The following is a 13,514-nucleotide window of genomic DNA, read 5'->3' as shown; positions in this document are numbered from 1 at the left end:
TAGTAATTGAACAACTTTCATCTCAAACTCCGATCTGATGGTTCATCAATTTCCAATCGTACTTTCTTTTGTTTTGTACTTGTATCCTACATAAAACAGGCCAAGCAGAATTGGATAGGTTTCTGGATAAAACAAGGTGGAAAAACTCCGCCATTTACATGCACAAAATCCTTTCCATTCAGATTCATCATTTATAGTTTTGATTATTTTTCTTCGAATCCTTACAAAAAATACCAAAATAGCCTGCAGCAATCAAACCTATTAAACTCCATTGCCAATCAAAAGATACTAGCGAACCCGTACGAATTAGATGAAGCGTAAGATTAAGACCTATTCCTAACAAAGGAAGTATAGTGGCTAGCTTAGGTAACAATGTATTGAGATTTAGGTTACAATTCATAGTTAATTTCCTTCTATATTTAGATTAACGTCTACTTCCTAGATAACGCCCATACATATAAGCAGCTACTCCTAATACACCCCAAGCTATTGCTGTGGAAGTAGTGACAATGAAGCCTCCTTCAGTAAGAGCCAAATCTTCTTCTGTCATAATATCAAATTTTTTATCCATTTCTTTCATTTTTCTCTCTCCTTTTTAAATAATACTGGCTAATCCAATAGCTACTCCAACCAAAATCCCTACTATTCCTAAATTAGTTCTTATTTCATTGATAATAACTAAAAGATGACTATTCAATAGCAGTTGCCATACACTAAAAATAGTTCTCTTTAAACCTTGTCTTTAGCTAAATCCAAGTAACTCATCATCAAAATAAGGATCGGAACAACTAATTCTGTTTGGAAATATTTTTCAACATTAAAGGTGATTACATTTAAATCTCCCAATATGCAAAGCACTCCAAAAATAATTAGAACTGCTCCCATTACATTTTTTAGATTTTTCATACAAGTCTACTTTTATCCAAATTTACGTTTTAAATCTTGACCAATTAATCGACCACCAAGGAAAATTGCTACTCCTCCAGCAATCATGGCTATGGTAATTAAGCCACCTTCTGTATTCATCAATTCTTCTTCTGTCAATTCTGTCCATTTATTTAAATTCATTTTTTCTCTCCTTATTATTACATAAAATAGCCCCAAGCAATACCACCAATTAGTAAGACACCTCCTACAACTACAGCGGTAACCGACCCCCCATTCACATCCGTCAACTCTTCTTCCGTAAGAGCTACAAAGTTCTGTTCCATGTTGTCAAAATTTGTCATTTGTTTTCTCCTTATTTTTTCTATATATTTAATCTTTAACCTCTAAGCCACTTAAATAGCCAGATTGGGTAAATTACTGAAATCATTTTCTTCTCTCCTTCCTTTTCTTCTCACTTATCTATTCGAGAAGTAATTTAAAATGAACAGGTAAATTTCATTTATTTTAAATACCATTTGATCAACCATGGCAATAAGATTGGTAAATACATCGCGTAATCTCCTTCCCTTTTTCCTTACCTATTTATTCGAAAAACAATTCGAAAATAAACAATTCATTCATTTTTATTTTAAAAACCACTTAATGAACCACAGATAAAAACCAGTCACATACATAAATGTTCCTCCTTTTTCTTTCTCATCTCTTCATTCGCAATTTCTACTAAAAGTTTCTCTTTTTTCGCAAATAAAAAACAACATGACTTGCATGTTGCTTTTTCCTATTTTTTATCTTTAATAATCGCTACTACATCCGCTACACTTTGAAGTTGATCGATTTCCTCATCAGTGATTTCGATACCAAATTCATCTTCTAGTGTCAAGACAAACTCCATCAAGTCCACTGAGTCCGCATCTAGATCGTCTTTCAAACTTAAGGCTTCTGTTACGGCAAAGTCTTCTCCCTGTCTCTCTTGGATAATGTTCACGATACGGTCAAAAATTTCTTTTTCTGTCATCTTTTTTATTCTCCTGAAAATTCACGCGCAGTCTGAGCAACTACGTCTGTTTCTAGCATGGTACGAATCTGACGAATCGTACTGTACACAGCATTGGCATCACTTGAGCCATGAGTTTTTACAACTGGCGCCTTGACGCCAAACAAGACTGCTCCTCCAACATCTGAATAGTTGAGCTGTGTCTTCAACCCCTTAAGACTATCCTTAAGAAGTAGAGCACCTAGCTTCGCTCGAAGGCCACCACCCGTAATAGCATTTTTAAGTAAGCCCATGATTCCCAAAGCTGTACCTTCGATGGATTTTAGAACAGCGTTTCCCGTGAAACCATCTGTTACGACAACATCCGCAACGCCATTCATCAGATCACGCGCTTCCACGTTTCCGACAAAGTTCAAACTTTGATCAGCTACTAGCAAGTCGTATGTTTCCTTACGAAGCGGATCTCCCTTGCTGCTTTCTGTTCCATTGTTGAGCAAACCAACACGTGGTTTCGAAATCCCACGAACATTTTTCGCATAGAAGGAACCCAAAACAGCGTATTGGTGCAGATGATGGGCTGTATTTTCCGCATTGGCTCCAAGGTCTAGCATATCAAACCCTTTTCCATCAATGGTCGGCAAGGTAGACATGAGTCCTGGACGATCGATATTTTTGATACGACCCACAATGAAGAATCCTGCAGCCAACAAGGCACCTGTGTTACCAGCAGAGAGGACAGCGTCTGCTTCTCCCTCTTTAACAGCCTTAGCTGCCAATACCATGCTGGCATTTTTCTTCTTACGGATAGCTTTTGTCGGCTCATCGTCTGAGTTGATTTTCTCATCCGTATGAATAACGCTGACACGCTCTGTCGCCGTTAGATATTGCTTAATCTTACTTTCATCTCCGTAGAGTTGAATCTCAATATCTGAAAAGTCAGCAAGGGCTTGGTTGACACCCTCAACGATGGCTTGAGGTGCGTAATCGCCCCCCATAGCATCTACTGCAATTTTTTTCATTTGTCTTCCTCTTTTAGTAATTGTCCCCAGTCTGCTAGGGAATCAATAAATTTCTTTGATTTTAGGTGAATCCCAACATACTCTTCGTAGAGTTGATCCATAAACTTGCGCAAGTCTTGTTTGATTTCTGCCTTAAGCGAAATGGTCTCCAAGGTTTCAAAATCAATGGCTTGAAATTGATTGAGCAGATAAGGGATATTGGGATTGAGATGGCAACGTCTCTCATCCTCATGATAATGCTCTGGACAGAGGCAGGCTCCATATTTGAAAGAAAAGTCAAAGGCCTGATTCACCCGATGGCAAAAGACACACTCATTAAAATTAAGGCTGATTCCAAATCGGGTCAAGATTTGAATTTCAAAAATATTGGTTAAAACCTGATAATCTATCCCTGCTTCCATCAACTCCAGAGTCTTCCTCAAGAAAGCAAACAAGGGAGCATCCTGCTGATTATCCTGCAAACTAGCATCTGCAAGAGCAGCCACATAGGTTGCATAGGCCATGACAAAGAGATCACTATTAATCTTGGGGAAGGTCATCACCTCATGGTAGTCCTCGATGTAGCTAAGCCCATCATCATTGATGCGCAAGAGAAATCGTGCCAACACCAAGGGCTGAATAACTGGAGCTAGTTTGGACTGGCCAGCGTGTTTAACGAAAAACATGCGCTTGCCCGCCTGCTCGGTAAAAATTTTGACTAGCTTGTCATCCTCACGAAAGTTACGATTGTAGAGTACGAGACCTTGACTCGTGATAGACTGAATCATGCTTCTCTCATGTACTCCTCAAGTCGTTTCATGGCCTTTCTGATCGTTTCCATGCTGGCTGCATAAGACAGACGCACATAGCCTTCTCCGTAACGTCCAAAGGCTGCACCAGGGATAAAGGCAACAGCCTTCTTATAGGCAAAATCCTTCAGAAAAGCAAAGGAGTCTTGATTGTAGCCCGCTGGAATCTTAGCAAAGATATAGAAGGCCCCATCTGGTTTGATAATCTCAAAACCAAGAGCAGTCATCTTTTCGATGATATAATCTCGACGCTGGATGTATTCCTTTTTCATAGGCTCTGCGTCGTTTTTACCAGCGGTCAAAGCCTCCACCGCAGCATGCTGAGCCATAGTATTTGCAGCAGTAACCAAATACTGGTGACTCTTGATTAACTGAGCTGTGAAAGACGCAGGAGCAAAGATAAAGCCTAAACGCCAACCAGTCATAGCATGCGATTTAGATAAACCATTGATAATAATAGCCTGGTCTCTCAGCATAGTTCCCAATGATACATGATTTTCCCCTGTATAGGTTAATTCTGAGTAAACCTCATCACAGACAACAAAAATCTCATACTTGCGTAAAACGTCTGCCAAGGCTTCCAACTGCTCCCGACTATAGGTAATACCTGTCGGATTGGCTGGATAGTTGAGAATAACTGCTTTGAGCTTGTCCCCTTGCTCCAAAATGGCCTTTTCCAACATCTCAGGAGTCAAGACAAAACCATTTTCAGTTGTATCAATCTCGACAATCTCTGCCCCAACTAGATTGACAATCGGCTCATATCCTGGGTAGGCAGGAGCTGGCAAGAGCACCTTGTCCCCCTCTTCCAAAATAGCCGTCAAAGTAGCAGATAAAGCCTCTGTCGCCCCAATTGTAACCAAAATTTCATTTTCAGGATTATAATCTAGCTGGTATTTTTCTTTTACAAAGTCGCTAGCAGCCTGGCGCAAGGTCAGTAAACCGCTCATCCCTGTATAGTAGGATTGGTTCTGGTCAATGGCTCGCTTGGCTGCCTCCTTGATATGATCTGGCGTTGTAAAATCAGGTTCCCCCAAGGTCAAACGCAAGACCCCAGGAATCTCCGAAATAGCCTGATCAAACTGGCGAATCAAGGAAACTTGAATCTTGTCTAACTGTTTATTAAAGCGTTTGGTTAAGTCCATAGATATCCCCCTTGCTTACAGAACATAGTACTATTATACTACAAAAGCTCCCTGACCGCAAAATCCATCTGAACCCCGCATTTTTCACTTTCTGTTTTACTTTTCTTCTCAACAGGACTATAATAATAAGTGCTTATTTTCGGAGGTTTATATGTCATTTTTATCAAAAAATGGAGCAGGAATCTTAGCCTGCCTTCTCATTTCTATCGTATCTTGGTTTCTGGGAGGATTTTTCCCCGTTGTGGGTGCACCTGTCTTTGCAATTTTTGCTGGAATGCTCCTCCACCCCTGGCTCTCACCCTACAAACAACTAGATGCAGGTTTGACCTTTAGTTCCAAAAAATTGCTCCAGTATGCCGTTATCTTACTCGGTTTTGGTCTCAATATCTCGCAAGTCTTCGCAGTTGGACAAACTTCACTCCCTGTCATCCTTTCCACCATTTCGATTTCCTTAATCGTTGCCTACCTCTTCCAGCGTTTCTTTGCGCTAGACACAAAACTGGCTACCTTGATTGGAGTGGGTTCTTCTATCTGCGGTGGCTCTGCCATTGCTGCGACAGCACCCGTTATCCATGCCAAGGAAAAAGAAGTTGCCCAAGCCATCTCCGTTATCTTTTTCTTCAATGTCTTAGCAGCACTTATCTTTCCAACTCTAGGAACCTGGCTTCACTTATCCAATGATGGCTTCGCCCTCTTTGCAGGAACTGCGGTCAATGATACTTCTTCTGTAACGGCTACCGCCAGCTCCTGGGACAGTCTTTATCAGACCAATACCCTTGAATCTGCAACCATTGTGAAACTCACACGAACTCTGGCTATTATCCCCATCACTCTCTTTCTCTCCTACTGGCAAAGTCGCCAGCAAAAAAACAGCCAAGATTTCCAACTAAAAAAAGTCTTCCCACTTTTTATCCTTTATTTTATCCTGGCCTCTCTCTTAACGACTCTTCTCACCTCTCTCGGCGTGTCTAGTAGCTTCTTCACCCCTCTCAAACAACTCTCTAAATTCTTCATTATCATGGCCATGAGTGCTATCGGTCTCAAAACCAATCTGATTGCCATGGTCAAATCCAGCGGGAAATCCATTCTTCTTGGAGGCCTTTGCTGGATTGCTATCATCCTTACCAGCCTAAGCATGCAAGCATTGATTGGTATCTTCTAAGACAAAAGGTAGCCCACTGGCTACCTTTTATTGTTCAAGAATTAAGCGTGTGTGTTCTCTCTTGATGCAGCGATTCATCACGATATCGTCGCATCCTCCAGCACGCAAGATTTCTTCCACTTCTAGGCTTTCAAGTCCCAGTTGTGCCCAAAAAATCTTAGCATCAGCCTTGAGAAAATCACGCGCCACATCTGGTAAAAACTCGCTACGTCGGTATACATTGACGATGTCTACAGGGAAAGGGATTTCAGCTAGACTTGCATACGCCTTTTCTCCCAAGATTTCCCCACCTGCAGCCTTGGGATTAACTGGAATGATTTTATAGCCCCGAGACTGCATTTCCTTAGTCACTCGATTGCTAGTTGTTTCTTCACGATCGGACAAGCCCACTACCGCTAACGTTTTGCTAGTTGCCAGATACTGACGAATCACACCATCACTTGGATTGATAAATTCTTGACTCATAGAAATCCTCCTTTTTCTCAGTATAGCATATTTTGAAAAGGCTTGCAGATTTTGACTACAAAAAAATTCCTAGCAAGAGAAAAAGCTTGCTAGGAAATTCGTTTATTCAAGTGAAAGTTTAGATTTTTTTCTCGATACTAAATAATGGAGAAAGAGGACGTTTTTCGTGGATACGAATAATAGCATCGCCCAGAAGATGAGCAATCGAAATTTGTTCAATCTTATCAATCAAACGCTCTTCTGGTAGGTAGATAGTATCCAAAACAACCAATTTCTTAATAGCTGATTTTTGGATATTGTCCATAGCTGGTCCCGAAAGAACTGGGTGCGTACAGCTTGCATAAACTTCAACAGCACCTGCTTCAGCAAGAGCATCTGCCGCATGACAAATAGTTCCAGCTGTATCGATCATATCGTCAATCAAGATACAAGTTTTACCTTCTACTTTACCAATGATGTTCATCACTTCACTGGTATTCATCTTGTCTACACTACGGCGTTTGTCAATAATCGCAATCGGAGTTTTCAAAAACTCTGCCAATTTACGAGCACGAGTCACCCCACCATGGTCTGGGCTGACAACCACGTAGTCAGAGCCAACCATGCCACGACGTTCAAAATAGTCCGCAATCAAGGGAGCACCCATCAAGTGATCTACAGGAATATCAAAGAATCCCTGAATCTGTGCAGCGTGCAAATCAATCGTCAACAAACGATCTACCCCAGCAACTTCTAGCATGTTTGCAACGAGCTTTGCAGTGATTGGCTCACGCGCGCGCGCTTTTCTATCCTGACGTGCATAGCCATAGTAGGGCATAACAACATTGACAGATTCTGCACTAGCACGCTTCAATGCGTCCACCATAATCAAAATTTCAAGTAAATTATCATTTACAGGTGAACTAGTTGATTGTAGGATAAAGACGTGTTTTCCACGGATTGATTCTTCGATGTTGACTTGAATCTCTCCATCTGAAAATTGGCGAACAGTCGATTTCCCCAACTCTATCCCAATTTCTTGCGCCACACGCTCTGCCAATTCTCTATTAGAAGAAAGGGCAAACAGCTTTAAATCAGAAAAAGACATGATTTCCTCCGGTATTTATGTATCACTTGTTTTTACACAACATTTTCCATCTACCATTGTAGCGCTTTTTCCTTTATTTTTCAATCAAAAATAAAACAAGAGTAAACATTTATACCCTTGTTTTATGCTATTTTATATTAGCTATATTAAACCTAAAAATCCTACATTTTAACAATCGATTTTATGCTAGGATGAAATTTTTTCGAGACAAAGTTAGTATACTTCTCTCATACTTCCTGTATCCACATCATAGACAGCACCTGAAATAACCACATCATCAGGAATCAGTGGAGATTCTCGAAGCAATTGCATATCCTCTCTCACACTCTCTTCAACATCCTGGAATGGTAAAAAGTCTTGATCAGACACATCGACTCCGAGCTCGTGTTTCAAATGTTCATGAAAACTTTCATTTTGAAAGGTTTGAGCTCCACAGTCTGTATGGTGAAGCACCACAATCTCTCTTGTCCCCATTTGTTGCTGGGAAATCACCAGTGAACGAATCATGTCCTCAGTTACTCGACCACCCGCATTCCGCAAGATATGAGCATCCCCAAGGGCCAAACCTAGAGCTTGCGCAACGTGTAGACGTGAGTCCATACAGGTCACGATAGCTACTCTGGTTTTGGGTTTAAGTGGCAGATTTAACTGCCCATGTAGGGCAACATAAGCCTGATTGGCTTGCATAAACTGTTCAAAATACGACACGATTCCCTCCTCAAAAATTTGATAATCAAATATTTCTCCTATCTTATCATTTTTAAGAGGATTTGTCACGGATTATGCAAAGACCTTTTTCAAAACTTCCTGAATAGTCGTCACACCAATAACTTCAATTTCCTTGGGTGGAGTGATTCCTGTCAAGGAATTTTTCGGTACATAAATCTTGGTAAAGCCCAGTTTTGCCGCTTCATTGATACGTTGTTCGATACGATTCACGCGCCGAATTTCTCCGGTCAAGCCCAGTTCACCCACAAAACATTCCTGAGGATTGGTTGGCTGATCCTTGTAACTAGAGGCAATAGCCACTGCAACGGCTAAGTCAATGGCAGGTTCATCCAGTTTGACACCACCAGCAGATTTGAGATAGGCATCCTGATTTTGCAAGAGAAGCCCTGCTCGTTTTTCCAAAACAGCCATAATCAGACTCGCACGATTGAAATCAAGACCTGTCGTTGTGCGTTTAGCATTTCCAAACATGGTTGGTGTTACCAAAGCCTGAACCTCCGCCAAAATCGGACGCGTCCCTTCCATAGTTACCACGATTGATGAACCAGTGGCTCCATCCAAACGCTCTTCTAGGAAAACTTGACTCGGATTGAGCACCTCAACCAATCCGCCCGACTGCATCTCAAAGATGCCAATCTCATTAGTGGAACCAAAACGGTTTTTGACCGCTCGTAAGATTCGGAAGGTATGGTGACGCTCCCCTTCAAAGTAAAGCACCGTATCCACCATATGCTCCAACATACGCGGACCTGCCAAGGTTCCTTCCTTAGTCACATGCCCTACGATAAAGATGGCAATGTTATTGGTCTTAGCCAGCTGCATAAGCTCAGCGGTCACCTCACGCACCTGAGACACAGACCCTTGCACCCCTGAAATCTCAGGAGACATAATCGTCTGGATAGAGTCGATGATGAGAAAATCTGGTTGGATGCGCTCCACCTCAGCCCTCACGCTCTGCATATTGGTCTCTGCATAGAGATAAAACTCACTATCAATATCCCCCAAGCGCTCTGCACGGAGTTTAATCTGCTGGGCAGACTCCTCCCCACTGACATAGAGAACCGTACCCACTTGAGATAGCTGGGTTGAAACTTGTAGGAGAAGGGTTGATTTCCCAATCCCAGGATCCCCACCGATGAGGACGAGACTTCCTGGTACCACTCCGCCTCCAAGCACACGGTTGAATTCCTCCATCTCCGTCTTGGTTCGATTGACATTGATGGAAGTCACCTCAGCCAGTTTCATAGGCTTGGTTTTTTCACCTGTCAAGGACACTCGTGCATTCTTGACCTCGGCAACCTCAACCTCTTCTACAAAAGAAGACCAAGACCCACAGTTAGGACAACGCCCTAGATACTTAGGTGAATTATATTCACAATTTTGACACACAAATGTCGCTTTTTTCTTTGCTATAATAATTCTCCTTTTACGGTTACTCCGAAAGAATGCCACTTATACAATGTATTTTGAAATTTATTCTGGTTGGCAACTCCGACAGCAGACAAATCGACAGAAACCTGATAATTCTCCTTGACAGCTGCCAAAACGGAAGCCTTGACACAGAAATTGCCATCTACCCCTATAAACTCTATGCTCTTAGCACCATTTCCCTCTAAAAAATCTTTTAAATCTGGATTAGTAAAGCAAGAAGCCCGACACTTCTCAAAGATACGAGAAGATACAACTAACAAGTTGGTCGCAAATTTCTTCTTTCTATCTTTTCTCTCCCAGAAAAAACGATTGAGAATATAGATAACTCGGTCGCTGGGATAAGTAGCAATTTTGTCATTTACAGCTGCAGTCAGTTCTTCATGATAGGCTTTTCCTACAGCAACATAATCTGACTGCATGTCTACAACTAATAAATAGTCTGCCATTTTATCCCTCTATTTCCCTGTCGATCCAAATCCACCAGTCCGCACGCCATCTGCCTCATCTCCATCTGCAATCAAGAAAGGAGCAAAGACAGCCTGAACCACACGTTCCCCAACTTCGAGAACCACTTCCTGATCAGTAATATTTTTCATCTGAGCAAAGATATGTCCTTCATTCCCTGGATTGCCATAATAGTCTCCGTCAATGACACCCACAGAGTTAATCAAGACCAAGCCTTTTTTACGAGGGTTTGAAGAACGGTCATAGAGATAGAGCACCTCTGTCGGTTGCATATAAGCCTTAACTCCTGTTGGGACCAATATAATCTCACCTGGCGCAATGACAGTTCGTTCGGCAACCTTTAAATCGTACCCAGCTGCATGGGCTGTCTCTCGCTTCGGTAACAAATTTTCATCTGTAAAACTCGAAACCAATTCAAAACCACGAATTTTCATATCTTTCTCTTTTCTATTCTATAATCATTTATTCTAGGCTATTTTATCTTATTTATTCGAAAAAAGCACGAAAAAAGAGCACACAATTCACATCGCTTAGGGCTGCTGGATTCCTCCCCTGACCCGCTTCACGCAGAACTGTTGCTCCACTATTTATTATACCACATTCCCCTCGGTTTTTAAAGAGAAATTATTTTTTCCGTCGATTTCGGAAAAAGTCCTGCATAATCGCTGCACAATCATCTTCCAAAATTCCCGCTTCTACCTCTACACGATGATTGAGACGCTCATCTGTCAAAATATCGTACAGACTTCCAGCTGCACCAAATTTCTGGTTTTTAGCCCCGTAAACCACGTTTGGAATACGGGCAAGCCCAATCGCCCCGCTACACATGACACAAGGCTCAATGGTCACAAAAAGCGTGCAATCCAGCAGGCGCCAACTCTCTTCACTCACATTCGCATTCTCTATAGCCATGATTTCTGCATGCATGACCGCCCGTTGCAACTCCTCGCGCGCATTATGCCCCCTACCAATGATTTCTCCATCCTTGACAATCACACAACCAATTGGAATTTCATCGTGTTCTAAGGCAATCTCAGCCTCTCTCAAAGCCTCTCTCATAAAGGCTTCTTTTTCTTCAACTGTATAATTCATCGTTCTTCTCTTTTCCTACTTATCGATTTTATTATTATATCATGATTCTCAACACAAAAAAAGCCACCGAATGCGGTGACTTAATAGGGAGATTATTATGAAAAAGAAAAGTTTAGGATATTTGTTACAACAAGTTAGGAGGTCTTCTTGTAACTGTCTATAGTATACCCAACCTGTCTTAAACTAATCTTAAAAATCTCCTATGACCAAACACTTTCTAAAATATTAGTTTGTTCACGACCAGGTCCTACTGAGAAAGTTGAGATACGAACACCAACCAACTCGCTTACACGACGAACATAGTTACGTGCATTCTCAGGAAGGTCTTCCAAATTACGGACTCCAGTGATGTCTTCTGACCAACCTGGCAATTCCTCGTAGATTGGCTTACAACGTTTCAACTGCTCAAGACTAGCAGGATAGTAATCAATACGTTGACCATCAAGATCATAGGCGACACAGATTTTCACAGTATCCAAACCACTCAAAACATCTATAGAGTTCAATGAAAGATTGGTAATCCCAGATACACGGCGGCTGTGACGCATCACAACTGAGTCAAACCAACCCACACGACGTGGACGACCAGTTGTTGTACCATATTCATGACCTACTTCACGGATGCGATCTCCCACTTCATCAAATAATTCAGTTGGGAAAGGTCCGTCACCTACACGACTCGTATAGGCTTTACAAACACCTACAACCTTGTCAATCTTACTTGGGCCAACACCAGACCCAATTGTCACACCACCAGCGACAGGGTTTGACGACGTAACAAATGGATACGTACCTTGGTCGATATCTAGCATAACACCTTGCGCACCTTCAAACAGCACACGTTTGCCATTATCAAGCGCATCATTCAAGATAACGGATGTATCTGTCACGTATTGCTTGATTTGTTGACCATACTCATAGTATTCTTCAAAAATATCGTCAACTGAAATAGGGGTACTATCATATAATTTTTCAAACAAACGATTCTTTTCCGCAAGATTGCGTTCCAAACGTTCACGGAAAATATCCTTATCCAAAAGATCCGCAATACGAATTCCAACACGAGCAGCCTTATCCATATATGCTGGACCGATTCCCTTGATTGTAGTACCAATCTTATTGTCACCCTTAGCTTCTTCCTGCAAGCGATCCAACTCAATGTGGTAAGGCAAAATAACATGCGCACGATCAGAAATACGCAAGTTATCAGTTGTCACACCTTCATCATGAAGATAGCTCAACTCTTTCACAAGAGATTTAGGGTTTACAACCATACCGTTTCCAATAACTGAAATTTTTTCAGGGAAGAAAATTCCAGATGGAATCAAGTGCAACTTAAACTTTTTACCATCAATAACAATGGTATGACCTGCATTATCACCACCTTGGTAACGAGCAATCACTTCCGCATTGGCTGAAAGAAAATCTGTAATTTTCCCTTTACCTTCATCACCCCATTGGGTACCTACAACAACAACTGAAGTCATAATAAAAATCGTCTGAGCTACTAGGAGCTCGTCCTTTCTCATATACATGGCAGGAATTCCACCCGCAATTATATCTTACAATTTATTATAAGAAAAAAACACTATTTTATCAAGAAGAAACAGTAGAAAAGATTTGGAAATTCTTTCATTTCTAAATATAAAAACCTTTGATTATAAGCTAATTCTATATTTTTTAAAATATAACTACAACAATCGTTCGTAATTATGATATAGATACTTCCTATTGGATGAGAGTGGTACCACCTTGCAGGAATTTATCTAGATATAGACGATAAGCTGTTTTAAAGTGATATAGTGAAAAGTCCCTATCACTTTTTATTTTAAATCGGATTAAATAATATAGTAAAAACCGAAGATGAAGTGATTCCCACTCTGAACAACTCTGACCTAAAGAGGCATATTCTTGTTCAACTAGTTTCAAAAAGACAAATGCTCGATCATAAAATTTCTGAAGCATATAAAAATTCCCTTTCTTATTAGTAACACTAGTCTAACAAAAAAAGGAACTAAAAAAGTTTCAAATCCTATAAAAGAAGAATTTAAAGCTAAACGAACTAAAAATAAAATAAAGAGGTAATTACAGATTTAAAAATTAAAATTTGAAATTTCAACAATCCACTATATTTATAAATAAAAAAACGCTCAGTTGAACGTTTTGATTTATACTCCGCCAGTAGGACTCGAACCTACGACATCATGATTAACAGTCATGCGCTACTACCAACTGAGCTATGGCGGATA

The 13,514-nt window shown here is 40.9% G+C and carries 19 protein-coding genes, 1 tRNA gene and 1 other RNA gene; 1 reads left to right on the top strand and 20 read right to left on the bottom strand.

Going from position 1 to position 13,514, the window contains the following annotated elements; genetic code table 11:
- Window positions 1-187 precede the first annotated feature (187 nt).
- The 9 genes from Q4443_RS09075 to Q4443_RS09035 form a co-directional block, all read right to left on the bottom strand.
- The gene (locus Q4443_RS09075) at window positions 188-400 is read right to left on the bottom strand and encodes a hypothetical protein (protein WP_049519177.1); all 213 of its coding nucleotides are present in this window, start codon (window positions 398-400) and stop codon (window positions 188-190) included.
- 24 nt (window positions 401-424) lie between these two features.
- A complete protein-coding gene (locus Q4443_RS09070) occupies window positions 425-580 on the bottom strand; it encodes a hypothetical protein (protein ID WP_000661692.1) in 156 nt (51 codons plus the stop codon).
- Between the two features lie 149 nt (window positions 581-729).
- Window positions 730-906 carry a hypothetical protein gene (locus Q4443_RS09065; protein ID WP_000793177.1) on the bottom strand — a complete coding sequence of 59 codons (177 nt, stop codon included), beginning with the start codon at window positions 904-906 and terminating at the stop codon, window positions 730-732.
- Window positions 907-918: 12 nt separating this feature from the next.
- Complete coding sequence (locus Q4443_RS09060; protein ID WP_001052546.1) at window positions 919-1,068, bottom strand: class IIb bacteriocin, lactobin A/cerein 7B family; 150 nt, start codon at window positions 1,066-1,068, stop codon at window positions 919-921.
- A 17-nt stretch (window positions 1,069-1,085) separates the two neighbouring features.
- Window positions 1,086-1,229, bottom strand: a complete 144-nt coding sequence (locus tag Q4443_RS09055; RefSeq protein ID WP_000180838.1) for a class IIb bacteriocin, lactobin A/cerein 7B family — start codon at window positions 1,227-1,229, stop codon at window positions 1,086-1,088.
- Between the two features lie 437 nt (window positions 1,230-1,666).
- On the bottom strand, window positions 1,667-1,903 hold the full coding sequence (locus Q4443_RS09050; protein WP_049519178.1) for an acyl carrier protein: 237 nt from the start codon (window positions 1,901-1,903) through the stop codon (window positions 1,667-1,669).
- A 5-nt stretch (window positions 1,904-1,908) separates the two neighbouring features.
- The gene (gene plsX / locus Q4443_RS09045) at window positions 1,909-2,901 is read right to left on the bottom strand and encodes a phosphate acyltransferase PlsX (RefSeq protein ID WP_049519179.1); all 993 of its coding nucleotides are present in this window, start codon (window positions 2,899-2,901) and stop codon (window positions 1,909-1,911) included.
- Window positions 2,898-3,668 carry a DNA repair protein RecO gene (gene recO, locus Q4443_RS09040; RefSeq protein WP_049519180.1) on the bottom strand — a complete coding sequence of 257 codons (771 nt, stop codon included), beginning with the start codon at window positions 3,666-3,668 and terminating at the stop codon, window positions 2,898-2,900. Before recO ends, plsX begins: the two co-directional genes overlap by 4 nt.
- Entirely contained in the window at window positions 3,665-4,834 is a 1,170-nt protein-coding gene (locus Q4443_RS09035; protein WP_049519181.1) for a pyridoxal phosphate-dependent aminotransferase, read from the bottom strand. Before Q4443_RS09035 ends, recO begins: the two co-directional genes overlap by 4 nt.
- 151 nt (window positions 4,835-4,985) lie before the next feature.
- On the opposite strand from Q4443_RS09035, the gene Q4443_RS09030 reads away from it, so the two are divergent.
- Window positions 4,986-5,996 (top strand): YeiH family protein, encoded by a 1,011-nt coding sequence (locus Q4443_RS09030; RefSeq protein ID WP_049519182.1) that lies wholly within the window; start codon window positions 4,986-4,988, stop codon window positions 5,994-5,996.
- A gap of 27 nt (window positions 5,997-6,023) precedes the next feature.
- Here Q4443_RS09030 and Q4443_RS09025 read toward each other — a convergent pair whose 3' ends face one another.
- The 11 genes from Q4443_RS09025 to Q4443_RS08975 all read right to left on the bottom strand — a co-directional run bounded on the left by Q4443_RS09025 (window position 6,024) and on the right by Q4443_RS08975 (window position 13,512).
- On the bottom strand, window positions 6,024-6,461 hold the full coding sequence (locus tag Q4443_RS09025) for a CoA-binding protein (RefSeq protein ID WP_049479247.1): 438 nt from the start codon (window positions 6,459-6,461) through the stop codon (window positions 6,024-6,026).
- 118 nt (window positions 6,462-6,579) lie between these two features.
- Entirely contained in the window at window positions 6,580-7,548 is a 969-nt protein-coding gene (locus Q4443_RS09020) for a ribose-phosphate diphosphokinase (protein ID WP_000010175.1), read from the bottom strand.
- 213 nt (window positions 7,549-7,761) lie between these two features.
- On the bottom strand, window positions 7,762-8,256 hold the full coding sequence (locus Q4443_RS09015) for a carbonic anhydrase (protein ID WP_002876632.1): 495 nt from the start codon (window positions 8,254-8,256) through the stop codon (window positions 7,762-7,764).
- A 72-nt stretch (window positions 8,257-8,328) separates the two neighbouring features.
- The gene (gene radA, locus Q4443_RS09010) at window positions 8,329-9,666 is read right to left on the bottom strand and encodes a DNA repair protein RadA (protein WP_239665328.1); all 1,338 of its coding nucleotides are present in this window, start codon (window positions 9,664-9,666) and stop codon (window positions 8,329-8,331) included.
- Window positions 9,667-9,686: 20 nt separating this feature from the next.
- Window positions 9,687-10,154, bottom strand: a complete 468-nt coding sequence (locus Q4443_RS09005; RefSeq protein WP_000796430.1) for an isochorismatase family protein — start codon at window positions 10,152-10,154, stop codon at window positions 9,687-9,689.
- 9 nt (window positions 10,155-10,163) lie between these two features.
- Entirely contained in the window at window positions 10,164-10,607 is a 444-nt protein-coding gene (locus Q4443_RS09000) for a dUTP diphosphatase (protein ID WP_000701976.1), read from the bottom strand.
- Window positions 10,608-10,671: 64 nt separating this feature from the next.
- An RNA gene (gene ffs / locus Q4443_RS08995) (signal recognition particle sRNA small type) lies at window positions 10,672-10,765 on the bottom strand.
- Window positions 10,766-10,797: 32 nt separating this feature from the next.
- Window positions 10,798-11,265 carry a tRNA adenosine(34) deaminase TadA gene (tadA, locus tag Q4443_RS08990; RefSeq protein WP_001110100.1) on the bottom strand — a complete coding sequence of 156 codons (468 nt, stop codon included), beginning with the start codon at window positions 11,263-11,265 and terminating at the stop codon, window positions 10,798-10,800.
- Between the two features lie 200 nt (window positions 11,266-11,465).
- Entirely contained in the window at window positions 11,466-12,752 is a 1,287-nt protein-coding gene (locus tag Q4443_RS08985; RefSeq protein WP_049478107.1) for an adenylosuccinate synthase, read from the bottom strand.
- Window positions 12,753-12,993: 241 nt separating this feature from the next.
- A complete protein-coding gene (gene comW, locus Q4443_RS08980) occupies window positions 12,994-13,230 on the bottom strand; it encodes a sigma(X)-activator ComW (RefSeq protein ID WP_000939509.1) in 237 nt (78 codons plus the stop codon).
- A gap of 208 nt (window positions 13,231-13,438) precedes the next feature.
- Window positions 13,439-13,512: transfer RNA gene (locus Q4443_RS08975), tRNA-Asn, on the bottom strand.
- Between the last annotated feature and the right edge of the window lie 2 nt (window positions 13,513-13,514).

This window comes from Streptococcus sp. GP0011, from assembly GCF_030546305.1.
Lineage (GTDB): Bacteria > Bacillota > Bacilli > Lactobacillales > Streptococcaceae > Streptococcus.
Note: the sequence above shows the minus strand (reverse complement) of the source record. Positions and strands in the feature narration are given on the sequence as shown.

Excerpts from the sequence above, each read along its gene's own strand:
- Q4443_RS09075 (WP_049519177.1), bottom strand. The coding sequence starts at position 400 with ATGAATTGTAACCTAAATCTCAATACATTGTTACCTAAGCTAGCCACT.
- Q4443_RS09070 (WP_000661692.1), bottom strand. The coding sequence starts at position 580 with ATGAAAGAAATGGATAAAAAATTTGATATTATGACAGAAGAAGATTTG.
- Q4443_RS09065 (WP_000793177.1), bottom strand. The coding sequence starts at position 906 with ATGAAAAATCTAAAAAATGTAATGGGAGCAGTTCTAATTATTTTTGGA.
- Q4443_RS09060 (WP_001052546.1), bottom strand. The coding sequence starts at position 1,068 with ATGAATTTAAATAAATGGACAGAATTGACAGAAGAAGAATTGATGAAT.
- Q4443_RS09055 (WP_000180838.1), bottom strand. The coding sequence starts at position 1,229 with ATGACAAATTTTGACAACATGGAACAGAACTTTGTAGCTCTTACGGAA.
- Q4443_RS09050 (WP_049519178.1), bottom strand. The coding sequence starts at position 1,903 with ATGACAGAAAAAGAAATTTTTGACCGTATCGTGAACATTATCCAAGAG.
- plsX (WP_049519179.1), bottom strand. The coding sequence starts at position 2,901 with ATGAAAAAAATTGCAGTAGATGCTATGGGGGGCGATTACGCACCTCAA.
- recO (WP_049519180.1), bottom strand. The coding sequence starts at position 3,668 with ATGATTCAGTCTATCACGAGTCAAGGTCTCGTACTCTACAATCGTAAC.
- Q4443_RS09035 (WP_049519181.1), bottom strand. The coding sequence starts at position 4,834 with ATGGACTTAACCAAACGCTTTAATAAACAGTTAGACAAGATTCAAGTT.
- Q4443_RS09030 (WP_049519182.1), top strand. The coding sequence starts at position 4,986 with ATGTCATTTTTATCAAAAAATGGAGCAGGAATCTTAGCCTGCCTTCTC.
- Q4443_RS09025 (WP_049479247.1), bottom strand. The coding sequence starts at position 6,461 with ATGAGTCAAGAATTTATCAATCCAAGTGATGGTGTGATTCGTCAGTAT.
- Q4443_RS09020 (WP_000010175.1), bottom strand. The coding sequence starts at position 7,548 with ATGTCTTTTTCTGATTTAAAGCTGTTTGCCCTTTCTTCTAATAGAGAA.
- Q4443_RS09005 (WP_000796430.1), bottom strand. The coding sequence starts at position 10,154 with ATGGCAGACTATTTATTAGTTGTAGACATGCAGTCAGATTATGTTGCT.
- Q4443_RS09000 (WP_000701976.1), bottom strand. The coding sequence starts at position 10,607 with ATGAAAATTCGTGGTTTTGAATTGGTTTCGAGTTTTACAGATGAAAAT.
- tadA (WP_001110100.1), bottom strand. The coding sequence starts at position 11,265 with ATGAATTATACAGTTGAAGAAAAAGAAGCCTTTATGAGAGAGGCTTTG.
- Q4443_RS08985 (WP_049478107.1), bottom strand. The coding sequence starts at position 12,752 with ATGACTTCAGTTGTTGTTGTAGGTACCCAATGGGGTGATGAAGGTAAA.
- comW (WP_000939509.1), bottom strand. The coding sequence starts at position 13,230 with ATGCTTCAGAAATTTTATGATCGAGCATTTGTCTTTTTGAAACTAGTT.